The organism is Gordonia sp. WA4-43, assembly GCF_020520305.1.
GTDB classification, from domain to species: Bacteria; Actinomycetota; Actinomycetes; order Mycobacteriales; family Mycobacteriaceae; genus Gordonia; species Gordonia hongkongensis.
Window position 1 is genome coordinate 280,895 of the sequence record NZ_CP084736.1, and the last position, 23,315, is coordinate 304,209.

Sequence of the window (23,315 nt, forward strand, 5' to 3'; positions counted from 1 at the left end):
CCAACAGGGAGGCGGTAGCCTTGAGCACCATGAACGCAGTCCAGGAACCGCTGCACGAGCATCCCTTCGGGACGAACGTGGTTGCGATGGTCACCCCCTTCCGCCCGGACGGAAGCCTCGATCTGGACAAGGCCGCCGTCCTCGCCGACCATCTGGTCGCCAAGGGATGTGACGGGCTGGTCGTGTCCGGCACCACCGGTGAATCGCCGACCACCACCGTGCCGGAGAAGCTCGAGTTGCTGCGGGTGGTCCTCGACGCGGTGGGCGACCGGGCCCGGATCACCCAGGGCGCAGGCAGTTACGACACCGCCGAGAGCGTCCGGTTCGCGATCGAGTCCGAGAAGATCGGTGCGCACGCGCTCCTCGTGGTGACCCCGTACTACTCGAAGCCGCCGCAGGCCGGGCTCCTCGCGCACTTCCGGACCGTCGCCGACGCCACCGCGCTGCCGGTGCTGCTCTACGACATCCCGCCGCGATCGGTGGTCCCGATCATGAACGAGACGATGCTCGCCCTGGCCGAACACCCCAACATCCGCGGGGTGAAGGACGCCAAGGGCGACCTGCACTCGGCGGCCGGCCTGATCGCCAGCACCAGCCTGGAGTACCTGTCCGGCGAGGACGCACTCAACCTGCCGTGGCTGTCGATCGGCGCGACCGGTTATGTCAGCGTCATCGGCCACCTCGTTCCGGATCGCCTGCGCGACATGCAGATCGCTGTCGAGAAGGGCGATCTGCCGACCGCCCGCGCGATCAACACCTCGATGCTGCCGCTGGTCAACGCCATGGGGCGCCTCGGCGGGGTCACGATGGTGAAGGCGGCACTGCGCATCCTCGGGCTGGAGGTCGGCGACCCGCGCCTGCCGCAGGTGCCCGCGAACCCGGCGCAGATCGAGGAACTGATCGTGGATCTGCGCGCGGCGGGTGTGCTGCTCTGATGACGGACAACGACACCACCGGCCCCCACACCGGCAACGACACCACCGGCACCGTCCGCCCCCGGACCCGACGCCGGGCCGCCGCCCGCAAGGCCGGCCCGCCGAGTCCGCCCCCCGCCGAGCCGACCCCGCCCGCCGAGCCCACCCCGTCCGCCGAGCCCGTCGAGGTGACCTCGAAGGCACGGGAACCCCGGCGCGCGCGAGCCGAGCGGACCGGATCATCGGAGCCGAAGTCCGACGCGAACTCGCCGAAGCATGCGGCCAAGCGTCCGGCGAGTCCCGCGTCGAACACCCGTCGCCCCCGCCACGAGCGCGGCGACGCCCGCGGCGGCCGCCGGCCCGAACCGGCGACCCCGGCCCCCGTGGACCGACTGGGCACACCCCGCCGACTGCCCAAGGGCGGTCTGCGCGTGGTGGCGCTCGGCGGCATCGGCGAGATCGGCCGCAACATGACCGTCTTCGAGTACAACGGCCGTCTGCTGATCGTCGACTGCGGTGTGCTCTTCCCCGAGGACGCCCAACCGGGCGTCGACCTGATCCTGCCGGACTTCCGCTACATCGAAGACCGCATGGACGACGTCGACGCGGTGATCCTTACCCACGGCCACGAGGACCACATCGGCGCTCTGCCGTTCCTGCTCCGGCTACGCAGCGACATCCCGGTGATCGGCGCGAAGTTCACGCTCGCCCTGGTCGAGGCCAAGTGTCGCGAGCATCGCCTGCGGCCCAAGCTCGTCGAGGTCGTCGAAGGGCAGAAGACCTCGCACGGCCCGTTCGAGTGCGAGTACTTCGCCGTCAACCACTCGATCCCGGACGCCCTGGCCGTCGCGATCCGGACCCCCGCCGGCGTTGTGCTGCACACCGGCGACATCAAGCTCGACCAGCTGCCCCTCGACGGTCGCCTCACCGACCTCGCCGGGTTCAGCCGCCTCGGCGATGAGGGCGTCGACCTGTTCCTGGTGGACTCGACCAACGCCGAGGTGCCCGGTTTCGTGACCCCGGAACGTCAGATCGGCGGGGTGCTCGACCAGGTCATCGGCAAGGCCACACAACGGGTCATCGTGGCGTCGTTCGCGAGCCACGTCCATCGCATCCAGCAGATCATCGACGTGGCGCACACCCACAATCGGCGGGTCACCTTCGTCGGCCGTTCGATGGTGCGCAACATGCAGATCGCGCAGGATCTCGGCTACCTCTCGGTACCCGACGGCGTCGTCGTCGATCTCGACACCGCGGCAACCCTGCCCGACCACCGCGTCGTGCTGATCTCCACCGGCTCGCAGGGCGAGCCGCTGTCCGCGCTCTCCCGGATGGCGCGCGGAGAGCACCGGCAGATCAACATCCGGGCCGACGACCTCGTCGTGCTGGCGTCCTCGCTCATCCCCGGCAACGAGAACTCGGTGTTCGCCGTCGTCAACGGGCTGGCCAAGCGCGGCGCGACCGTCATCACCCAGCAGAGCGCGAAAGTCCATGTCTCGGGCCACGCCTCGGCCGGTGAGCTGCTCTACCTCTACAACGCGGTGCGCCCCTCGAATGCGATGCCCGTGCACGGCGAATGGCGGCACCTGCGCGCCAACGCCGCGCTCGCGGTCGCGACCGGTGTGCCCGAGGACCGGGTCGTCCTCGCCGAGGACGGCGTGGTGGTCGACCTCGTCGACGGTCGCGCCGACATCGTCGGACGGGTTCCGGTCGGGCACGTCTACGTCGACGGCCTCTCGGTCGGCGACGTGGGGGAGTCGACGCTCTCCGAACGGCTCGTGCTGGGGGAGGGTGGCTTCATCGCCATCACCGTCGCCGTGGACGTGACCACCGGCCGTGCGGTGAGCACACCCGAGGTCTCCGGCCGCGGCTTCTCCGACGACCCGGACGCGCTCAAGGAGGCGGCGAACATCGTCAACCAGACGCTGGATTCGCTGGCGGCCGAGGGTGTCTCCGACACACACCGGATCGCCCAGGGGATTCGCCGTGCGGTCGGGCGCTGGGTGTCGACCGCCTATCGTCGCCGTCCGATGATCGTGCCGACGGTCATCGCGGTCGGGGACTGACCGGCGCCGAGGAACGAGACCACGGTTTTGTCGCTACCGTGGTCGTGTGACCGGAGCGCAGAAGGAAAGAGCAGCCCTCGTCGAGACCCTTCGAAAGGTGGGCCCCGACGCGCCCACCTTATGTGAGGGCTGGACCACTCGCGATCTGTTGGCGCATCTCGTGGTCCGGGAACGACGCCCCGACACCGGGCCGGGCATTCTCATCCCGGCTTTCGCCGGCCACACCGAGAAGGTGCGGGCCCAGGCGACGTCGAAGGACTGGGATGCCCAACTCGCGTTGCTCGCCTCCGGACCGCCGGTCTACTCGCCGTTCAAGCTGATCGACCGATTCGCCAACCTCGCCGAGATGTTCGTCCACCACGAAGACGTCCTGCGTGGCGGCGTCGACCCCGACGGGCCGTGGACGCCCCGGTCGCTGGCCCCCGAACTCGAGGCGGAGTTGCGAACGCCGGCCCAGTCGATGGGCCGGATGACGCTCAAGAAGGTCCCGGCCCGCGTGACCCTGCGCACCCCGGACGGCGAGGATCTGGTGACGGCGGGATCGGGTGACGACGTCATCGTGACCGGTCGTGTCGGTGAGCTGGTGCTGTTCGCGTTCGGCCGTACACCGGTCGACGTCACATTCGCCGGCGACGCCGCCGCGATCACGGGCGTCCGCGAGAGTTCGCGCGGCCTCTGAGCGATCACAACTTCGACACGCATCCGTTGTCTGTGTTGCCCGTGTGACTGATGTGACCGCTGCCCACTAGTCTGTCGGTATGGCTTCGAAGGCAAGCACGGGTACACGCGCGTCCTCCGCGCGCGGCGCTGCTGGTTCCACGCGCGGTGGATCCGCACGCGGTGGTTCGGGGCGGGCGAGTTCGGCTCGAGGGAGTTCGACCGCCGCTCGCCGCTCGACGGGTGACGGTTCGAAGAGCGGCGGGTCGCAGAGCGGTGGTTCGCGTCGTACGGGCGCCGGTGCCTCGACGAGGTCGAAGGCCGGGGCATCGCGGAAGAGTTCCCGGTCCGCTGCACCAGCGGAGTCGGTGGACCTGCATCGTCGTTCCGTCGCCGCGGCCGGGGCGTCCGCGGTGGGCAAGGGCATCGGTGCCGGATGGTCGTTGTTCGCGCGGGGCGTCGGCAACGCCGCCCGGGCGGGCTCGGGCGTCGGCCGCGGACCGCGCACCGAAGTCGTCGGAGAGTTCGACGACATCGACGACACCGACCCGGACTTCGAGGAGTTCGACGACGGGTCCGACGGCAACGGTCGACCCCGGCCCGGCGGTCACAGCCATCGGCGGGACGGGACAGCACTCGGTCTCCTCGCCTTCGGTCTGCTCGTCGGCGCCAGTGTCTGGTTCGGTGCGGCGGGTCCGGTGGGCGCCTTCATCGAGGCCCTCATCCGCGCGGTCATCGGGTCGGCGGCCGTGCTCGTGCCGGTCGGTCTCCTCGCGCTGGCAGTGGTCCTGATGCGACGGCCGGCCGCCCCGGAGCGACGCGGCCGCTACCTGTCAGGTGGGTTCCTGGTGATCCTTCCGCTGCTCGGTCTGATGCACCTCGTCGCCGGTGCGCCGGTCGACCTCCCCGGACGGTCCGGCGCGGCCGGGTTCGTCGGCTTCGCGGTGGGCACACCGTTGACCGCGGGTGTCACCGCGTGGGTCTCGGTGCCGATCCTGTTGTTGTGCATGGCATTCGGCGTACTCATCCTCAGCGGCCGAACCGTCCGCGAGGTCGTCGACGCCGCCGCCGGTTACCTCGGGCTGGGTGTCGGACGGGGCGACGACGCGCCCTGGGACGACGACGAGTGGGATGCCGACGCCGAGAACTACGACGATCCGGATTTCGACGAACCCGATACCGAGACCGACAGCGCCGAGTCGGATCCCTGGGACTCCGGTGCGCTCGAGTCGCGGTCCCGGCGTCGGCCGTACTCGTCGAACCCGTACGACAACTACCCGCCGGATTCGGCGCCGGCGCGGACCTCGGGACGGACGTCGCGGCGCAAGCCCGCCGACGTCGCCGACGTCGCCCCGCTCGAGGAGGCCGTCACCGAGAACTTCGCGGATGCCGACCAGCAGGTAACCGAGGTGATCGCGCCGAGCCCCCGTACCCGCGCCACCCCGGCCCGGCGGGCCACCGCGCGATCCGCGCCGCGTCCCGCACCCGAACCGGAGCCCCGGCACGAACCCGATCTCGACGACGAGATGACGGACGAGGGGATGTCGGACGACGAGGCGTTCATCCCGTCCGATCCCACCGCGGACGGGGACTATCGCCTGCCGCCCGCCGACCTTCTCCTCGAGGGCGATCCGCCGAAGATGGGCAGCAGCGCCAACGACGACATGATCGACCGGATGACCGGCGTGCTGGAGCAGTTCAAGATCGACGCCGCGGTCACCGGATACACCCGCGGGCCGACCGTCACGCGATACGAGATCGAACTCGGCCCGGGCGTGAAGGTCGAGAAGATCACCGCGCTGCAACGCAACATCGCCTACGCCGCGGCAACGGACAACGTGCGCCTGCTCGCGCCGATCCCCGGCAAGTCCGCGGTCGGTATCGAGGTCCCCAACTCCGACCGTGAGATGGTTCGCCTGGCCGACGTGCTGAATTCGCCGTCGACCCGGAAGGACAAGCATCCGTTGGTGATCGGGCTCGGCAAGGACATCGAGGGTGATTTCGTCAGCGCCAACCTGGCGAAGATGCCGCACCTGCTGGTCGCCGGGTCGACCGGCTCGGGCAAGTCGAGCTTCGTCAATTCGATGCTCGTGTCGCTGCTCAGCCGTGCGACGCCGGAGCAGGTGCGGATGATCCTGATCGACCCGAAGATGGTCGAGCTCACCCCGTACGAGGGAATCCCGCACCTCATCACGCCGATCATCACGCAACCGAAGAAGGCCGCTGCCGCACTCGCCTGGCTCGTCGAGGAGATGGAGCAGCGCTACCAGGACATGAAGGCCTCGCGGGTGCGCCACATCGACGACTTCAACTCGAAGGTCCGGTCGGGAGACATCACCGCCCCGCTGGGCAGCGAACGCGTCTACAAGCCGTATCCGTACATCTTGGCCATAGTCGACGAGCTCGCCGACCTGATGATGACCGCGCCCCGCGACGTCGAGGACGCGATCGTGCGGATCACCCAGAAGGCGCGCGCCGCCGGCATCCATCTGGTGCTCGCGACGCAGCGTCCGTCGGTCGATGTCGTCACCGGTCTGATCAAGACCAACGTGCCGTCGCGGCTGGCGTTCGCGACGTCGTCGCTGACCGACTCACGCGTCATCCTGGATCAGCCGGGTGCCGAGAAGCTGATCGGCATGGGCGACGGCCTGTTCCTCCCGATGGGCGCCAACAAGCCGATCCGCATGCAGGGTGCCTACATCACCGACGAGGAGATCGCCGCGGTCGTCGATTTCTCCAAGGAGCAGGCCGAGCCGGAGTACACCGAGGGTGTCACCGCGGCGAAGGCGGGCGACAAGAAGGACATCGACAGCGACATCGGCAACGACCTCGACGATCTCCTGCAGGCGATCGAACTGGTCGTGTCGAGCCAGTTCGGGTCGACGTCGATGCTGCAGCGCAAGCTGCGGGTCGGGTTCGCCAAGGCCGGCCGTCTCATGGACCTGATGGAGACGCGCGGAGTGGTCGGCCCCAGCGAGGGCTCCAAGGCGCGAGAGGTGCTCGTGAAGCCCGACGATCTGGCGGGGGTGATCGCCTCGATCACCGGCGGCGGCGACGAAACGGACAGTTCCGGCACCTGACTCGGGTCGCTGACCTGCGGTTTCTGCAGGTTTCCTGCGCTTTGTATAAGGTAGCCGGAGATCCATGAGGGGAGTATCCCCAAAGCGGCGTCTCCGTCAATACGGTCACGATTCGCAACGATGCCGATCATCGTCGCGGCCCTGACCCGGAGCGTCGGCCCCCGTTCGGTGGGAGAGACCTCTGGCTCGTCAGCTCATGCTGCCTGCTGGAGGTTACAAGTGGATGTTTCGCTGTCCGTATGGCTGATCACCTGTGCGGTGATCCTCGCCCTATTCGCGTTCGACTTCTTCACCCACGTGCGCGTGCCCCACGCGCCGTCGCTCAAGGAGTCGGGCATCTGGTCGGCGATCTACATCGGATTCGCCGTCATCTTCGGTCTGTTCGTCTGGTGGAACTGGGGTTCGACCTTCGGCGGTGAGTACTTCGCCGGTTACGTCACCGAGAAGGCGCTGTCGGTGGACAACCTGTTCGTCTTCGTCATCATCATGGCGAAGTTCGCGGTGCCCAAGGAGTACCAGCAGAAGGTCCTGCTGCTCGGCATCCTGATGGCCCTCATCATGCGCGGCATCTTCATCGCTGTCGGTGCGGCCGCGATCAACGCCTACAGCTGGGTCTTCTACCTGTTCGGCGCGTTCCTGATCTTCACCGCCGTCAAGCTGCTCCGCGAGAGTGACGACCCGGTCGAGCACGAGGAGGAGCGCGAGACGCGCCTCGAGCGCTTCGTCAAGCGCTACCTGCGCACGCACGACTCGTACGACCGCGACAAGCTGTTCACCCGCGTCAACGGCAAGCGCCTCGCGACCCCGATGCTGATGGTGCTCATCGTCATCGGCTTCACCGACGTACTGTTCGCGCTCGACTCGATCCCGGCCATCTACGGCCTCACGTCCGAGCCCTACCTGGTCTTCACCGCCAACGCGTTCGCCCTGATGGGTCTGCGTCAGCTGTTCTTCCTCATCGGCGGACTGCTCGACCGCCTGGTGTACCTGTCCATCGGCCTGTCGATCATCTTGGCCTTCATCGGCGTCAAGCTGGTCCTCCACGCCCTGCACGAGAACACCCTGGCGTTCATCAACGGTGGCGAGCACGTGGCGGTCCCCGAGATCTCGACCGGGCTGTCGCTGTCGGTGATCCTCGGTGTCCTGGTGATCACCACGGTGGCCAGCCTGATCAAGAGTCGCGGGATGGCGAAGTCGCCGGAGGTCGAATCCGCCGGCGACACGACCGACGCCCCGGCACGGAAGTCCAAGGACTCCTGACCCGTCCACGTCCACCCGTCGCCGACGGGTGGACGTGGCATCAGCCCGGGAACGGCCCGAACACCTGCGTCCACTCGTCGATGCGGATGGCGTCGACGGCCTGATGCGCCTGGAACGGGTCGTTGGCGAGGAATGCCTCGGCCGCCTCGAGGTCGGCTGCGCGGATGACGATGAGCGCGCCCGACCCGTCGGGATAGGGGCCGGCGATCAGCACGTTGCCCGCCGAGTGTTCTTCCGCGAGCCACTCCCGGTGCAAAGGCCGGTGCTGATCCCGCAGGGCGGCCTTGGCGGGGCGATAGGTGTACTGCACGGCGAAGAACGGCATGGTCACTCCTGCTCGATGGTTGCCAGCATCCGGGTGTTGCCCAGGGTGTTGGGTTTGACGTAACTGAGGTCGAGAAACTCTGCGACGCCGGTGTCATAGGACCGGCACATCTCCTCGAACACTTCGCGCGTGACCGGGGTGCCCTGGATCTCGGCGAAACCGTGCCGCGCGAAAAACGCCGTCTCGAACGTGAGCACGAAGACGCGCGAGAGCTGCAGTTCGCGGGCGACCGCCATGAGCCGGTCGACGAGGAGGTGGCCGATGCCGCGCCCGGCGTGGGCGTTGTCGACGGCGACCGTGCGGACCTCGCCGAGATCGGCCCAGAGCACATGCAGCGCACCACAACCGACGACCAGGCCGTCGACGTCGGCGACCCAGAACTCCTGGACGGACTCGTAGAGCGTGACGAGGTTCTTCTCGAGGAGGATTTTCCCGGCGTACTGGTCGATCAGTTCTTTGATCCGCGGGACGTCGGAGGTGCGCGCACGACGGATGACGACGTGATCGGCGGGGGACATGGGAATTCAGCTTAGTCTCTGCGATGGGGCGACCTGTGCACGTCGTTCGCCGGGACTGCCGATACCCTGATGGGCGTGTACTTGAGGACTGCCCTGAACTGCGGCACGACGCCGCGGTCAGGAGCGAGCTCATGACCGACCGGATCCGGCGCGCCGTCGAAGAGAACGGCATCGCCAATGTGGGCCGCGGGCCCGACCACATCACCGACCCGGTGGACCCGGTGCCGGTGGTCAACATCGCCAATGCGCTCACGGTGTTCCGGATCGTCCTGGTGCCGGTGTTCCTGGTCGCGCTGTTCATGGAGTCGGGCGAGTCGACGCTGTGGCGCACGATCGCCACGATCGTCTTCGGGGTCGCGGCGCTGACCGACCGGTACGACGGGATGATCGCCCGGCAGCGCGGCCTGATCACCGACTTCGGGAAGCTGGCCGACCCCATCGCGGACAAGGCCCTCATCGGCGGTGCCCTCGTCGGGCTGTCGATCCTCGGCATCCTGCCGTGGTGGGTCACCGTGGTGATCGTCGCCCGCGAGGTGTGGGTGACGGCGCTGCGTTTCTGGGTGTTGCGGCACAAGGTCATCCCGGCCAGCCGCGGCGGCAAGCTCAAGACGCTGCTGCAGGCGCTCGCCATCGGTCTGTACCTCCTCCCGCTCGGCGGGCCGTGGCAGCTCGCCGCCGACATCCTGATGGGACTGGCGGTGGTGGTGACGATCTACACGGGTCTGGACTACACCTGGCAGGCGGTCAAGGTCCGGTCCGATCGCGATGAGACCGCACCCCGGCCGGTGGCACCGCGCGGACGTGCTGTGGGAGGAACCGGCGGCGGTCGCTGACTTCGACTATCGTCGATCAGACGGTGCTGCCCCGACCGTGGGTGCCGATGCCGCCGGTGCTGCGGGGAACCCGTCGGGACCGCGAAGCGTTGGGTAGGGCAGCAGGCGCGCCGCCGGTTCGGTGGGCGCCGAGTAGTTCCGTTGGGCCGAGACGTTCAGTAGGGAGGAGACTCGATGGCGATGCTCTTACGCGAGGCGCTCGGCGACAGCCTGCGTCGGGTCCGGACGCAGCAGGGCCGGACCCTGCGCGAGGTGTCCACCGGTGCGCGGGTGAGTCTGGGCTACCTCTCGGAAGTCGAACGCGGTCAGAAGGAGGCGTCGAGCGAACTGCTCGCCGCGATCTGCGACGCGCTCGACGTCGAGATCGCCGACCTGCTCCTCGAAGTCGGCAGCGCAATGCGTCCGGCCGGTGCCGAACCCGTCGTGGTCGGCGCCGAGCCGATGGGTGACGGCGTCGAAGCCACCGAGGCCGGACTGACCGCGACCAAGGTCGTGATCCCGGCTCCCGCCGGCCGCCGGGAGGCCACGGCTCTCGCGGCTGCCTGACCCGCACCGTCTGAACGACACCGACTCAACACCGGACTCGCAGACGCTAGATTGGTCACCAGAGTTCTCAGACCCCTGAATGGAGTACGACGAGCATGGCGAACCCGTTCGTGAAGTTGTGGCGCTACCTCACAGCACTCGGCAACGCGAAGATCGACGAGCACGCTGACCCGAAGGTCCAGATCCAGCAGGCGATCGAGGACGCCCAGCGTCAGCACCAGGCGCTCTCGCAGCAGGCGGCCTCGGTGATCGGCAACCAGCGGCAGCTCGAGATGAAGCTGAACCGGCAACTCGAGGACGTCGAGCGGCTGCAGGCGAACACCCGCCAGGCGCTGACGCTGGCCGATCAGGCCGCCGCGGCCGGTGACACGCAGAAGGCGACCGAATACACCAACGCTGCCGAGGCGTTCGCGGCCCAGCTGGTGACCGCCGAGCAGAGCGTGGAGGACCTCAAGTCCTTGCACGACCAGTCGCTCCAGGCGGCCGATCAGGCCAAGAAGGCCGTCGAGCGCAACGCGATGATCCTGCAGCAGAAGCTGTCCGAGCGTTCGAAGCTGCTCAGTCAACTCGAGCAGGCGAAGATGCAGGAGCAGGTCTCGGCGTCGCTCAACCAGATGAGCGAGCTGTCGGTGCCCGGTAACACGCCGAGCCTCGACCAGGTCCGCGACAAGATCGAACGACGCTACGCGAACGCGCTCGGTTCGGCGGAGCTGGCCAAGAACTCCGTGCAGGGCCGCATGCAGGAGGTCGAGCAGGCCGGCGTGCAGATGGCCGGACATTCCCGTCTCGAGCAGATCCGCGCAAGCATGTGCGGTGAAGCGCTGCCTGCCGCCGGGACGACCGCACCGGGTCTGCAGAAGCCGGCGACCCAGTCCGCGCCGCCGACCACCGAGCCGCCCCAGCAGAACTGACAGATCGCGCCCGCGTGCACGACGAACCCGTGCGCGTCGCGATCGTCGCGGGCTCCGACGCCGGGCATGCCTTCCCGGCTTTCGCGCTGGCCGAGCGGTTCCGCTCCGCCGGTGACACACCGGTCGTGTTCACCTCCCTCGCATGGTCGGAGGCCGCGCGCCGCCGGGGGATCGACATCGCTGATCTCCCGGGGCTGCGCGCCGAGGACTCCGACGACGACTCCGACGCCGGAGCCAAACTGAGTGCCCGCGCCGCGCGCATGGCCCAGCAGCTCGTCGGGCCGCTGCGTGCGGCCGGGACCCAACTCGTCATCTCCGACGTCATCACCGTGGGCGGGGGCTGGGCCGCTCAACTGTGTGGACTGCCCTGGATCGAGCTGTCGCCGCATCCGCTGTACCGGCCGTCCCGGGGACTACCGCCGATCGGGTCCGGGCTCGAACCGGGTCGCGGCGTCGGGGGTCGGCTGCGCGACACGCTGATGCGCGCCGCCACCGCGTCGTCGATCCGCCAGGGCGTGCGGCAGCGGGACGCTGCCCGGCGGACGATCGGGCTGGGTGACGTCGACGCGGAACCGGCGGCGCGACTCATCGCCACCCTTCCCGGCCTCGAGGTCCCGCGCCCCGACTGGCCGACCGACACGCATCTCGTCGGACCCCTGGTGTGGGAGCCCACCGACGATCACTTCACCGTGCCTACCGGCGATCACCCTCTCGTCGTCGTCGCCCCGTCGACCGCGCAGACCGGCGCCGCCGACATGCTCGGCGAGGCTCTCGAAGCCCTGTCGCCCGACACACTGGCCCGGACCGTGCGGGTGGTGGTCTCGGGGCTCCGCGACCCCGACGGGGCTGATCTCGCCCGCTTCCGCGGGGAACTGATCACGGCGGGGCCGGGCCGGCAGGACGAGGTGCTCGCGCACGCCGACCTGCTGATCTGTGGCTCCGGGCACGGGATCCTCGCCAAGGCGATGCTCGCGTCGGTGCCGGTCGTCGCGGTGCCCGGTGGGGGTGACCAGTGGGAGCTCGCCGCCCGGATCCGACGAGCCGGAGCGGGGCAGGCGGTGCGTCCGGTCACCGCGGACGCGGTTGCCGACGCCGTGCGGGCCGTCCTGGACGATCCGGCACATGCACGCGCGGCGGGTGCGATCGGGGAGTCGGTGACCGACGTCGTCGACCCGGTGGCGGTCGCGCATCGCGTTCTGGCGGCGTCACCTAGGCTGGACCCGTGCGTCTGACCGAGTTCACCGAATTGATGACCACCGAATTCGGTGTGCCGTCGGCGGATTCGATCCTGTCCGATCACATCCTGATCGAGGTCGGCGGACGCACGGGTGCCCAGGCGATCGACGACGGGGTCGACCCGCGCGACGTCTGGATCGCGATCTGTCGCGACTTCGACGTACCGCGCCATCGCTGGTGACGCGCCACCGCGTGTCACACTTGCCATCGAACAGGTGTTCGTTCATCCTGGTGCCCAGAGGTGAAATCAGACGGAACCACACGGGCCGAGTCTGCGTCTGAAGAGTTGTCGGACCCACCGGCTACTTTCATCACATGAACGCCCGGACCGCACAGACCGCCCGCCGGAAATCCGGCTCACAACCGAGGAGAACTCCCATGGCACCTGCGCCCCAAGACCGCGAGAAGGCTCTCGACCTCGCCCTCGCGCAGATCGACAAGAACTTCGGCAAGGGTTCGGTGATGCGCCTCGGCGAGGAGACCCGTCAGCCGATCGAGATCATCCCCACCGGGTCCATCGCGCTCGACGTCGCCCTCGGTATCGGCGGACTGCCCCGCGGCCGCGTCGTGGAGATCTACGGTCCGGAGTCCTCGGGTAAGACGACCGTCGCCCTGCACGCCGTCGCCAACGCCCAGGCGCAGGGCGGCATCGCCGCGTTCATCGACGCCGAGCACGCACTCGATCCCGACTACGCCGCCAAACTCGGCGTCGACACCGACGCGCTGCTGGTGTCCCAGCCCGACACCGGTGAGCAGGCGCTCGAGATCGCGGACATGCTGATCCGATCGGGCGCGCTCGACATCCTGGTCATCGACTCGGTGGCCGCGCTGGTCCCCAAGGCCGAGATCGAGGGCGAGATGGGCGACAGCCACGTCGGTCTGCAGGCCCGCCTGATGAGCCAGGCCCTGCGGAAGATGACCTCCGCGCTGAACCAGTCGAAGACCACCGCGATCTTCATCAACCAGCTGCGCGAGAAGATCGGCGTCATGTTCGGTTCGCCCGAGACCACCACGGGCGGAAAGGCACTGAAGTTCTACTCGTCGGTGCGCCTCGACGTTCGCCGGATCGAGACCCTCAAGGACGGGACCGACGCGGTCGGTAACCGCACACGCGTCAAGGTCGTCAAGAACAAGGTCGCACCGCCGTTCAAGCAGGCCGAGTTCGACATCCTCTACGGCCAGGGCATCAGCAAGGAGGGCTCGCTGATCGACATGGGTGTCGCGGAGGGCTTCATCCGCAAGTCCGGTTCGTGGTTCACCTACGAGGGCGATCAACTCGGCCAGGGCAAGGAGAACGCGCGCAAGTTCCTGCTCGAGAACGTCGACATCCGCGACGAGATCGAGAAGAAGATCAAAGAGAAGCTGGGCATCGGCGCCACCGTCGACGCCGACGACATCGCTCCCGCCCCAGTCGAATTCTGACATCGAAGGCGAGTTCAGGTAGACCGTGAGCGAGGCAACGGACCCCGGGCAGACGCGCACGCGGCGGGACAACGATCCCGACCGTAAGGGACCCAGTGCATGGGACTCGGCGCTCCGACTGCTCGGGGTCCGTGCGCGTTCACGCCAGGAGATGCGAGAGCGATTGACGCGCAAGGGTTTCGAACCCGAGGCGGTCGACGACGTGATGGCGCGCCTGGAGCAACACAACCTCCTCGACGACGAGGAGTTCGCCTCCGAGTGGGTACGATCCCGCCACCTCAACTCCGGTAAGGGGCGCGTCGCGTTACGACACGAGCTCCGCACCAAGGGGATCGACGAGTCGATCATCGCCGAGGCCCTCGCCGACATCGACCCCGACGACGAACGTGAGATCGCGTCGGGTCTGGTCGTGCGCAAACTCACGCCCTCGGTCGTCGACCGGATAGCCGAGGATCGCGCCGAACGCGACAAGGCGATGCGACGTCTCGTCGGAATGCTGGTGCGGCGCGGCTATTCCCAGTCCCTGGCGTTCGACGTCGTGGGGGAGGCGCTCAGCGAGCTGCGTAGCGGCTGAGCGCCCCCACACGACGATCGTGCGGGTGTCACCTGCCGGTCGGCAGGTTCTCCGACGCAGCGAGTTCGGTCTCTTCCGGATCCGCGGGCGGTGCGGACGACCGGCGCCCCTGCCGGAGCCGGCGTTCGAGGCTGGTGGCGAAGGTCGAGAGCCCGAAGTTGATCAGGATCATGATGATGGCCACGACGATCAGTGCCGGGATGTAGTTGCCGTAGCGCGACGCCGAGAGCAGGCCGCTGCGGACCACCTCGGAGTAACCGATGATGTAGCCCAGCGCACTGTCCTTCAGCGCCACGACCATCTGCGAGATCAGTGCGGGCATCATCGCCGTGATCGCCTGAGGCAGGAGGATGATGCGCATCATCTGGCTCTTGCGCAGACCCAGTGCCATCGACGCCTCGGTCTGTCCCTTGGGCAGTGAGTTGATACCGGATCGCAGGATCTCGGCCATGACCGACCCGTTGTACAGGGTGAGTCCGGTGACCACCGCCGCGAATGCCAGGAAGGACGACGGGAAGATCCCGTAGATCGCGAACAGGAACCAGGTGAACACCATCAGGATCAGCACCGGGATGGCGCGGAACACCTCGACGAACAGGCCCGCGATGGTGCGTACCCACAGGTGATCGGAGAGTCGGCCGATACCGAGGACCGCACCGAGCAACAACGACAGCACGATCGAGACCGCCGCGGCCGCGAGGGTCCGCCACAGGCCCGGCAGGATGTAGCCGGTCCAAGTGCTCCACGTGACGAACGGCGACCACTTCTCGGCGGTGAACTGTTCGTTGGCGGCGAGGACGGCGATCACGTAGATCGCGATCGCGGCCAGGACCGCGATGAACGCGATCGCCAGCAAGCGGTTCCGGGTGCGGGCGCGTGGTCCCGGGGCGTCGTAGAGGACGGTCGAGTCAGCGCTCATCGTTTCACCGCCAGTCGCTTGGCGAGGTAGCCGAAGACGGCACCCTCGCTGAGTGTGATGATCATGAATCCCGCCGCGATGACGCCGAAGATGACGAACAGCTGGTCGGAGTAGGTCTCGATCTCGGTCTTCATCAGAGCCGCCGCCTCGGCGACGCCGATCACCGAGGCGACCGTCGTGTTCTTGGTGAGCGCGATCAGGACGCTGCCCAGCGGACCGATCACCGACCGGATCGCCTGCGGCAGCACGATGACCCCGAAGACCTGCGTGAACGAGAGGCCGAGGGAGCGAGCGGCTTCGGCCTGCCCGAGCGGGACCGTGTTGAAGCCGGAGCGCAGCGTCTCACAGACGAACGTCGAGGTGTACAGCACGAAGGCGAGGACGGCGAGCCAGAAGTTGTTCGACTCGATCGTCGGCGCGAAGGTCAGGCCCAGGTTCTGGTACAGGCCGATCGCACAGAACAGCACCACGAGTGTCAGCGGCGTGTTGCGGACGATGTTCACGTAGACCTCGGCGAAGCCGCGCATCACCGGCACCGGGGAGACCCGCATGGCCGCGAGGATCGTGCCCCACACCAGCGAGCCGATCGCCGAGTAGAAGGTCAGCTGGATGGTCACCCAGAAGGCGGGCCACAGCTCTGGACCCATGCTCTCCCACAGAGAGACGTCATTCATCGGTAGCTCCGTCGCTCACTGCAGCCCGGGCGGGCACGGTGTGGAGGGCGAGTCGAGGAAGTCGAGGTCGCCGGGATCGGGCAGGTAGGGGAACTTCGAGTCCGGACGGTCGGCGCGGGCGATGATCTCGTCCACGTAGGGATTGCCGAGCGCCTCGCGCAGCGCGGCGTTCCAGGCCGACTCGCCGTCGACGGAAGGCGCGAGCATCGCGTCGAGTGCCGTGTTGACGGCGTTCTGCGACGCCGTGTCGTCCAGAGCCAGCCCCACGCCGTAGCGCTCGGTGGAGAACGGACTGCCCGCGGTCTTCAGGGCATCCTTCACGCAGGCGTCCTTGAGGTAGGTCATCTCGACGAGCTTGAACTCGCCCTCCCAGAAGTTGGAGTAGCCGGCGAGGATCGCCTCGTCGGTGGTCACCGCGTCGACCTTGTCGCGACGCAGCGCCTCGACGCAGGCCGAGTAGGAGTCGTACTCCTGCAACTGGACCGCGGGCAGCTGTGCCTTGACGTTCTGCGCCGGTGTCGAGCCGGTCACCGAGCAGAGCTTCTTGCCCTTGTCGAGGTCGGCGAGTTCGTCGATCGTGTTGTCGTCGGCACGCACCATCAGACCCTGGTACGTGACGAGATAGGGACCGCCGAAGGACACCTTCTTCGAGCGCGCCGCGTTGATCGAGTACGTGGCCGCGATCAGGTCGACCTCACCGTTGTCGATCATCGCCTCGCGGCGCGCCGAGGGGGTCTCGCGCCAGGTGACCTCGGGATGGGGGACACCGAGGTCGTCGGCGATGTGGTTGACGACATAGCGCGACACCGAGGCGTCGAAACCCTCGACATTGCCGTCGGGTTCGTACAGACCGAGACCCGGCTGGTCGAACTTGACGCCCAGCACGACCGATCCCTCGCGGATGGAGTCGAGCAGATTGCGCGGTTCGGTGCTGCCGCAGGCGGACAACACGGTGGCGAGCAGGGCGCCGACCGCGAGGACCAGGCCCGCGGTCCGCATCGGGCGGGTGGTTCGCTGTGTCATGTCAGTGCCCCAGGATCTTGCCGAGGAAGTCCCGGGCGCGATCGGTCGACGGGTTGCTGAAGAACGTCTCCGGATCGGAGTCCTCGATGATCGCCCCGTCGGCCATGAAGATGATGCGGTCGGCGGCCTTGCGCGCGAAGCCCATCTCGTGGGTGACGACCACCATCGTCATGCCCTCTTTCGCGAGGGACACCATCACGTCGAGCACCTCGTTGACCATCTCCGGGTCGAGGGCCGAGGTCGGTTCGTCGAACAACATGATCTTCGGGTTCATCGCCAGCGACCGGGCGATGGCCACGCGCTGCTGCTGGCCGCCGGAGAGCTGGGCGGGGTACTTGTCCTTCTGGCTGGCGATGCCGACGCGCTCGAGCAGTTCGAGGGCGCGCTTGCCGGCCTCGTCCTTGCTCTTCTTGCGCACCTTGATCGGCGCGAGCGTGACATTCTCGAGGATCGTCTTGTGCGAGAACAGGTTGAAGGACTGGAAGACCATTCCGACGTCGGCGCGGAGCCGGGCGAGGTCCTTGCCCTCGGCGGGCAGCACCTGCCCCTCGACCAGGATCTCGCCGCCGTCGATCGGCTCGAGGCGATTGATCGTGCGGCAGAGGGTGGACTTGCCCGAGCCCGACGGTCCGAGGACCACCACGACCTGACCGGCGGGGACCTCGAGATCGATGTCCTTGAGGACGTGCAACGACCCGAAGTGTTTCTGCACCCCGCGCATCGCGATCATCGGCTGGGACCCTGGGTCCGCGGACTTACTCGGCGAAACGGTCATTGGGGCACCCTATCGGCCGACGTGGAACACGGTGTCCTGTGGGAGTCGATTTGCGTGCGCCCCGTACCCTCGTAGGGGTGAGTATCGAGTTGTCGGATCGGCCTGAGCAGGCAGCATCCGCCGCGCGCAGTTATCAGGTCCGTACCTACGGCTGCCAGATGAACGTCCACGATTCCGAGCGCATCGCCGGTCTGCTCGAGGACGCCGGGTACGTGCGCGCGGGTGAGGACGACCCCGCCGATCTCGTCGTCTTCAACACCTGCGCGATCCGGGAGAACGCCGACAACAAGCTGTACGGCAACCTGTCGCACCTCGCCCCGGTCAAGTCCGATCGGCCCGGCATGCAGATCGCCGTCGGCGGCTGCCTCGCGCAGAAGGACAAGGACACGGTGCTGTCCCGGGCCCCGTGGGTCGACGTCGTCTTCGGCACACACAACATCGGGTCGCTGCCCGCGTTGCTCGATCGTGCCCGCCACAACGACGCCGCCCAGGTGGAGATCCTCGACGCGCTCGAGCGGTTCCCGTCGACCCTGCCGGCCAAGCGCGACTCCGCCTACTCGGGCTGGGTGTCGGTGTCGGTGGGGTGCAACAACACCTGCACGTTCTGCATCGTGCCGTCGCTGCGCGGCAAGGAGGTCGACCGCCGGCCGGGCGAGGTGCTCGCCGAGGTACAGGCCCTCGTCGACCAGGGTGTCGTCGAGGTGACGCTGCTGGGCCAGAACGTGAACGCCTACGGGATGTCCTTCGCCGATCCCGATCAGCCCCGCAACCGGGGCGCCTTCGCCGAACTGCTGCGCGCCTGCGGTGACATCGAGGGGCTCGAACGCGTCCGATTCACCTCACCGCACCCCGCCGAGTTCACCGACGACGTGATCGAGGCGATGGCCCAGACGCCGAATGTGTGTCCGCAACTGCACATGCCGCTGCAGTCGGGGTCCGATCGCATCCTGCGCGCGATGCGCCGCAGCTACCGGCAGACCAAGTTCCTGGGCATCCTCGACAAGGTCCGCGAGGCCATGCCGCATGCGGCGATCACCACCGACATCATCGTCGGCTTCCCCGGCGAGACCGAGGAGGACTTCCAGGCCACCCTGGACGTCGTCGAGCGCGCCCGCTTCTCGAGCGCGTTCACCTTCCAGTACTCGCCCCGCCCCGGCACGCCCGCCGCGACGATGGCCGATCAGGTGCCGCCCGAGGTCGTGGCCGATCGCTACCGGCGTCTCATCGCGCTGCAGGAGCGGATCTGCCTGGCCGAGAACGAGGCGCTGGTCGGGACCGAGGTGGAGTTGCTCGTGGTCGCCGACGAGGGGCGCAAGTCGGCGAAGACCCAGCGCATGACCGGCCGCGCCCGGGACGGCCGCCTGGTGCACTTCGCGCCCGGAACGGCGTCGGGGATCCGCCCGGGTGACGTCGTGCACACGCAGCTCACCGCAGCGGCACCACACCATCTGATCGCCGATTCCGGCGTTCTCGCGCACCGCCGCACCCGCGCCGGCGACGCACACGAACAGAGCCGTACCCCCACCACCGCGCCCGTCGGCGTCGGGCTCGGGCTGCCGGGGTTCGGTGCCCCCGCCGCCGTCCCGGCCGACGCCGGCTGCGGCAGTGGCTGCGGCAGCTGACCACCATCACGAAGTGAGGCGATGACCATGTCCGAGAATTCGGCGTCCGACAACGAGGCGTCCGGCAGCTCTGCGTCCGAGAAGGCCGCGTTCGAGCAGTACGAGAACGACCTGCGCAAGGCGGAACGGCGGGTGGCCGGCGAGATCGACCCGGGTGCGCGCGCGGTCGTCGTCGCCGTGGCCGTCGTCCTCGCCATGGTGTCGATGGTGTTGCCGCACACGGGATCCGTCACCGGGCTCGAGGTCCTCACCTTCACGCCCGAGGCGGCCGCCGAGCGCGTCACGATCGTGTCGAGGATCTTCGTCTACCTGGTGACGATCTTCGGCATCGTCGTCTCCATGCTCGCGCTGCTCACCCGCCGGTGGTTCCTGGCGTGGATCGCGCTGTGCGGGTGCGCCATCGCGTGCGTCGCCGGGATGCTGGCGTGGTGGTCGCGGAACACGCCGGGCGTCGGTGGCGTCGAGCCGCCGTCGGGCGTCGGCATCGGCCTCGTGCTGGGCTGGATCGCGGTCTTCGTGCTCACGTTCCACTGGTCCCGCGTCGTGTGGGCGCGGAGCTCCTATCAGCTCGCGCTCGAGGACGAGCGGCGCCGGCAGGCCGCCGAGCAGGAGGCCTACGCCGCAGCGCTGTACCGCAAGAACCCGAACGAGGACTGATCCGGCCGGCCCGACCGGACTCAGCGGTCGGTGACGGCACTCTCCGCGGCGGCGGCCCACTCGCGCCACTGCGCAGCCTGATCGCGCAACTTCGCGGCGTCGCGGTCCTTTCCGCGTTCGGCCGCCTTGCGTGCCTGGTCCTCGAGTTGCGCTGCGCGATCGGCGAATTGCGCCGCCCGCGCCAGTGCCTCGGGATCGGTCCGTTGCCACTGAGCGTCCTCGGCGTCGCGGATGCGCTTCTCCAGGGCCCGCGCGCGGGCCTCCAGGCTGTGCATCTGATCGCGCGGGACCTTGCCCAGTTCGTCCCACTGATCGCGGAACGACCGGAACTCGCGGCGGGCCGCGTCGAGATCGGCGGCCGGGTCGATGGCCTTCTCGGCGGCATCGAGCAGGGCGACCTTGGCGGTCGCGTTCGCGGAGAATTCCGCGTCGCGTTCCGACGACGCCGCGTTGCGGGCGCCGAAGAAGACGTCCTGTGCGGCCTTGAACCGCTGCCAGAGGGCCTCGTCGGTGTCCCGCGGGGCGCGGCCGGCCGCCTTCCACTCACCGAGCAGTTCCCGGAACTTGGCCGACGTCGGACCCCAGTCGGTGGAGCCGGACAGCTCCTCGGCGCGGGCGATGAGTGCTTCCTTGCGTTCCTTCGCACCGGCGCGCTCGCGGTCGAGTTCGGCGAAGTGCGCACCTCGCCGGCGATTGAAGGCGTCGCGCGCTTTGGCGTACCGCTTCCACAGCGCGTCGTCGGTCTTGCGGTCGACGCCCTTGATGGACTTCCACTCGTCCAGGATCTCGCGCAGCCGGTCGCCCGCGCTCTTCCAGTTGGTCGCGTCGGCGCCGATCTGCTCGGCCTCGGCGGCGAGGACCTCCTTGCGCGCGATGGCCTCCGACCGGGTCTTCTCGCGCTCGGCGCGGATGGTCTCGGCGACCTCGTCGGCGCTGCCGACGATGGCCTCGAGGCGGCGCTGCAGCGCGGCGACGTCACCGATCACATGCGCGTTGGGCAACTCGTCGAGCAGGTGCTTGGCGGCTTGCTGGGCCTTACGCGGGTCTCCCGAGCGGGCGGTGAGCCGTTCCTCGAGGATCTCGACCTCGGTGGCGAGGTCGTCGAACCGGCGTCCGAAGTGCGCAAGCCCCTCCTCGACCGTGCCGGCCTGCCACGAACCGATCTCGCGTTCGCCCTTGTCGGTCTTGAGCCACACGACACCCGACTCGTCGATACGACCGAAGCGGTGCGGATCGCCGGTGACGAGATGCGTGACGACCGGTTCGGACGCGATGCCTGGGCGGGGTCCGGGCTTGGGCCGGGGTCCCGGCTTGGGTCCCGGCTTCGGTGTGTCCTGCCCGGCGGGTGCCTGCTGGGGTTCGGAAGCCGATTCGGTCGGGTTGCTCATGTGCACGTGTCCTGCCGCTCAGTGGTGCCGCGCGTCACGGCTGCCGGTCGCTGGAGTCGGTTCTCGCCGGGCATCCTACGCCCGCGATCGCCGACAAGTACCGTTCCATTCAAGCAGTTCAGGCCCGTCGATGTGGCGTCCGTGCCGAGTTGGTGGGTCGCGGCGCGGGGTAACCGGCGCCGGGAGCGGAGCGAGCGGGACGGATCCTGTCGACTAGCGTCGTGGTGTGCTTGCGGCCGTCGTCTTCGTTCCGAGTGCCCCGCTGCTCGTCCCTGAGTTGGCCGGACCGGCCGCCTTCGACACCGAGCCGGTGCGGCGCGCAGCTCTCGACGCGGTCGCGGGCGCGCTCGGCGTCGACCGCTGGGTGGCGGTCGGAACCGCCGACGGGTCGACCGCTGGCCTCGTGGGCGAGCCCTTGCGCGGCACCTTCGCGCGGTTCGGCGTGGACGTCCCGGTCACGATCGACTCCGCGATCACCGATGTTGCTATCGCCGATGTCGCGGTCACCGACCCGCTGCCGCGGATGAGTCTGTCGGCGCTGATCGCCGGGTGGATCGCCGAGCGGATGTCGCTGGGTCCGCTGAGCGTGTGCAGCGTCGGTTCCGCCACGCCGCCCGCGGAGTGCGTCGCGGTGGGTACCCGGCTGGCCGCCCGTCTCGACGAGGGCTCGGACGCCGTCGGGGTCCTGGTGGTGGGCGACGGGTCGACGGCGCTGACCGACAAGGCCCCCGGCGGGGGGCGTCGGGAATCGGCGGTGGCGCTGAACGACGCGATCGTGGCTGCGCTCGGATCGGCGGACACGGACACGCTGATGGCACTCGACCCTGCGAAGTGCGATGCCGAGGGCGTCGGCGGCCGGGTCGCGTGGCAGGTGGCGGCCGGTCTCGTCGGCGACCGGTCGGTCCGGGCGGTGCCCGACTTCGCCGACGCGCCCTTCGGCGTGGGTTACGTGGTCGCGACCTGGACCGTCGACGACGGCGAGCACGCCCGATGACCGCGCCGCCCACCCCGATCGCTGTTGTCGGACCCACTGCCGGCGGCAAGTCCGATCTGGCCCTCGACCTCGCCGAACGGCTCGGCGGCGAGATCGTCAACATCGACGCCATGCAGCAGTACCGCGGCATGGACGTCGGGACGGCCAAGCTCTCGCCCGACGAACGCCGCGGCATCCCGCATCACCAACTCGACGTGCTCGACGTGACCGAGGTGGCGACCGTCGCGCGCTATCAGCAGGCCGCGCGGGCCGACGTCGACCGGTTGCGCGCCGCGGGTCGGGTCCCGGTGATCGTCGGGGGATCGATGATGTACGTCCAGGGACTCCTCGACGACTGGCAGTTCCCGCCCACCGACCCGCAGGTCCGCCGGCGTTACGAGGACCTGCTCGACGAGCGCGGAGTGGGCGAGATGCACCGGTTGCTCGCGGAGGTCGACCCGGCCGCGGCGTCGACCATCCTGGCCACCGACGGTCGCCGCATCGTGCGGGCGCTGGAGGTGGTCGAGCTGACCGGTGCGCCCTTCGCCGCGTCGCAGCCCACCATCGGCGAACCGCGCTGGGGCACGCTCATCCTCGCCCTCGACCGGGACACCGAGGAACTCGACGACCGGATCCGCCGTCGGACGAGAGCGATGTTCGAGCAGGGCCTCGTCGACGAGGTGGAGGACCTCTGTTCCCGCGGACTGCGAGAGGGACGCACCGCGTCGCAGGCGATCGGTTACAAACAGGTCCTCGCGGCGCTCGACGGCGAGTACGACCTCGCGCAGGCCGAGGAGCTGACCTTCATCGGCACCCGGCGTTATGTGCGTCGGCAGCGCTCGTGGTTCCGCCGCGATCACCGGGCGCAGTGGCTCGACGCCGCCGCACCCGATCTGCTCGACCGAGCGCTGCGCATCGTCGACGCGCCTTCCCCGTAGGCTG

Annotated in this window: 23 protein-coding genes; 16 read left to right on the forward strand and 7 right to left on the reverse strand. The window is 68.7% G+C overall.

The window, feature by feature from the left end; genetic code table 11:
- The first annotated feature begins 29 nt into the window (after nt 1-29).
- From dapA to LEL84_RS01330, 5 genes are all read left to right on the forward strand, one after another.
- Complete coding sequence (gene dapA / locus LEL84_RS01310; RefSeq protein WP_137808707.1) at nt 30-935, forward strand: 4-hydroxy-tetrahydrodipicolinate synthase; 906 nt, start codon at nt 30-32, stop codon at nt 933-935.
- Nucleotides 935-2,980: a ribonuclease J gene (locus tag LEL84_RS01315; RefSeq protein WP_226513117.1), complete on the forward strand. Its 2,046-nt coding sequence runs from the start codon at nt 935-937 to the stop codon at nt 2,978-2,980. Before dapA ends, LEL84_RS01315 begins: the two co-directional genes overlap by 1 nt.
- 46 nt (nt 2,981-3,026) lie before the next feature.
- Nucleotides 3,027-3,659, forward strand: a complete 633-nt coding sequence (locus tag LEL84_RS01320; RefSeq protein ID WP_226513118.1) for a TIGR03085 family metal-binding protein — start codon at nt 3,027-3,029, stop codon at nt 3,657-3,659.
- A 79-nt stretch (nt 3,660-3,738) separates the two neighbouring features.
- Complete coding sequence (locus tag LEL84_RS01325) at nt 3,739-6,717, forward strand: FtsK/SpoIIIE family DNA translocase (RefSeq protein WP_226513119.1); 2,979 nt, start codon at nt 3,739-3,741, stop codon at nt 6,715-6,717.
- Between the two features lie 219 nt (nt 6,718-6,936).
- The gene (locus tag LEL84_RS01330; RefSeq protein WP_226513120.1) at nt 6,937-7,977 is read left to right on the forward strand and encodes a TerC family protein; all 1,041 of its coding nucleotides are present in this window, start codon (nt 6,937-6,939) and stop codon (nt 7,975-7,977) included.
- Between the two features lie 40 nt (nt 7,978-8,017).
- Here the strand turns inward: LEL84_RS01330 and LEL84_RS01335 are convergent, their stop codons facing one another.
- Together LEL84_RS01335 and LEL84_RS01340 are read right to left on the reverse strand one after the other, a co-directional pair.
- Complete coding sequence (locus LEL84_RS01335; protein ID WP_068969879.1) at nt 8,018-8,302, reverse strand: YciI family protein; 285 nt, start codon at nt 8,300-8,302, stop codon at nt 8,018-8,020.
- A gap of 2 nt (nt 8,303-8,304) precedes the next feature.
- The gene (locus LEL84_RS01340) at nt 8,305-8,820 is read right to left on the reverse strand and encodes an amino-acid N-acetyltransferase (RefSeq protein WP_058250177.1); all 516 of its coding nucleotides are present in this window, start codon (nt 8,818-8,820) and stop codon (nt 8,305-8,307) included.
- A gap of 131 nt (nt 8,821-8,951) precedes the next feature.
- Between LEL84_RS01340 and pgsA the strand changes: the two genes are divergently transcribed.
- From pgsA to LEL84_RS01375, 7 genes are all read left to right on the forward strand, one after another.
- A complete protein-coding gene (gene pgsA / locus LEL84_RS01345; protein WP_226513121.1) occupies nt 8,952-9,653 on the forward strand; it encodes a CDP-diacylglycerol--glycerol-3-phosphate 3-phosphatidyltransferase in 702 nt (233 codons plus the stop codon).
- 174 nt (nt 9,654-9,827) lie between these two features.
- Entirely contained in the window at nt 9,828-10,199 is a 372-nt protein-coding gene (locus tag LEL84_RS01350) for a helix-turn-helix domain-containing protein (RefSeq protein ID WP_058250179.1), read from the forward strand.
- Nucleotides 10,200-10,294: 95 nt separating this feature from the next.
- Nucleotides 10,295-11,110 (forward strand): phage shock protein PspA, encoded by an 816-nt coding sequence (pspA, locus tag LEL84_RS01355; protein ID WP_226513122.1) that lies wholly within the window; start codon nt 10,295-10,297, stop codon nt 11,108-11,110.
- Nucleotides 11,111-11,139: 29 nt separating this feature from the next.
- Nucleotides 11,140-12,342 carry a glycosyltransferase gene (locus LEL84_RS01360; RefSeq protein WP_226514217.1) on the forward strand — a complete coding sequence of 401 codons (1,203 nt, stop codon included), beginning with the start codon at nt 11,140-11,142 and terminating at the stop codon, nt 12,340-12,342.
- The gene (locus tag LEL84_RS01365) at nt 12,333-12,527 is read left to right on the forward strand and encodes a DUF3046 domain-containing protein (protein WP_058250181.1); all 195 of its coding nucleotides are present in this window, start codon (nt 12,333-12,335) and stop codon (nt 12,525-12,527) included. Before LEL84_RS01360 ends, LEL84_RS01365 begins: the two co-directional genes overlap by 10 nt.
- 197 nt (nt 12,528-12,724) lie before the next feature.
- Complete coding sequence (gene recA / locus LEL84_RS01370) at nt 12,725-13,768, forward strand: recombinase RecA (protein WP_006866461.1); 1,044 nt, start codon at nt 12,725-12,727, stop codon at nt 13,766-13,768.
- Nucleotides 13,769-13,793: 25 nt separating this feature from the next.
- Nucleotides 13,794-14,342: a regulatory protein RecX gene (locus tag LEL84_RS01375; RefSeq protein WP_058250182.1), complete on the forward strand. Its 549-nt coding sequence runs from the start codon at nt 13,794-13,796 to the stop codon at nt 14,340-14,342.
- Between the two features lie 28 nt (nt 14,343-14,370).
- Here the strand turns inward: LEL84_RS01375 and LEL84_RS01380 are convergent, their stop codons facing one another.
- From LEL84_RS01380 to LEL84_RS01395, 4 genes are read right to left on the reverse strand one after another with little or no spacing between them, the layout of a single operon-like run.
- Complete coding sequence (locus LEL84_RS01380; RefSeq protein ID WP_137808711.1) at nt 14,371-15,261, reverse strand: amino acid ABC transporter permease; 891 nt, start codon at nt 15,259-15,261, stop codon at nt 14,371-14,373.
- Entirely contained in the window at nt 15,258-15,935 is a 678-nt protein-coding gene (locus LEL84_RS01385; RefSeq protein WP_058250184.1) for an amino acid ABC transporter permease, read from the reverse strand. Before LEL84_RS01385 ends, LEL84_RS01380 begins: the two co-directional genes overlap by 4 nt.
- Before the next feature lie 15 nt (nt 15,936-15,950).
- A complete protein-coding gene (locus tag LEL84_RS01390) occupies nt 15,951-16,958 on the reverse strand; it encodes a glutamate ABC transporter substrate-binding protein (RefSeq protein WP_065628923.1) in 1,008 nt (335 codons plus the stop codon).
- 1 nt (nt 16,959) lies between these two features.
- On the reverse strand, nt 16,960-17,688 hold the full coding sequence (locus LEL84_RS01395) for an amino acid ABC transporter ATP-binding protein (protein WP_171011537.1): 729 nt from the start codon (nt 17,686-17,688) through the stop codon (nt 16,960-16,962).
- Nucleotides 17,689-17,822: 134 nt separating this feature from the next.
- Between LEL84_RS01395 and miaB the strand changes: the two genes are divergently transcribed.
- Both miaB and LEL84_RS01405 read left to right on the forward strand, forming a co-directional pair.
- Nucleotides 17,823-19,355, forward strand: a complete 1,533-nt coding sequence (gene miaB, locus LEL84_RS01400; RefSeq protein WP_226514218.1) for a tRNA (N6-isopentenyl adenosine(37)-C2)-methylthiotransferase MiaB — start codon at nt 17,823-17,825, stop codon at nt 19,353-19,355.
- A 21-nt stretch (nt 19,356-19,376) separates the two neighbouring features.
- Nucleotides 19,377-20,012, forward strand: a complete 636-nt coding sequence (locus LEL84_RS01405; protein ID WP_078112298.1) for a hypothetical protein — start codon at nt 19,377-19,379, stop codon at nt 20,010-20,012.
- Nucleotides 20,013-20,032: 20 nt separating this feature from the next.
- On the opposite strand, the gene LEL84_RS01410 is transcribed toward LEL84_RS01405, so the two are convergent.
- Nucleotides 20,033-21,400: a DUF349 domain-containing protein gene (locus LEL84_RS01410; RefSeq protein ID WP_226513123.1), complete on the reverse strand. Its 1,368-nt coding sequence runs from the start codon at nt 21,398-21,400 to the stop codon at nt 20,033-20,035.
- A gap of 226 nt (nt 21,401-21,626) precedes the next feature.
- On the opposite strand from LEL84_RS01410, the gene LEL84_RS01415 reads away from it, so the two are divergent.
- A complete protein-coding gene (locus LEL84_RS01415) occupies nt 21,627-22,394 on the forward strand; it encodes a hypothetical protein (protein WP_226513124.1) in 768 nt (255 codons plus the stop codon).
- Nucleotides 22,391-23,311, forward strand: a complete 921-nt coding sequence (gene miaA / locus LEL84_RS01420) for a tRNA (adenosine(37)-N6)-dimethylallyltransferase MiaA (protein ID WP_226513125.1) — start codon at nt 22,391-22,393, stop codon at nt 23,309-23,311. Before LEL84_RS01415 ends, miaA begins: the two co-directional genes overlap by 4 nt.
- Nucleotides 23,312-23,315: the final 4 nt, after the last annotated feature.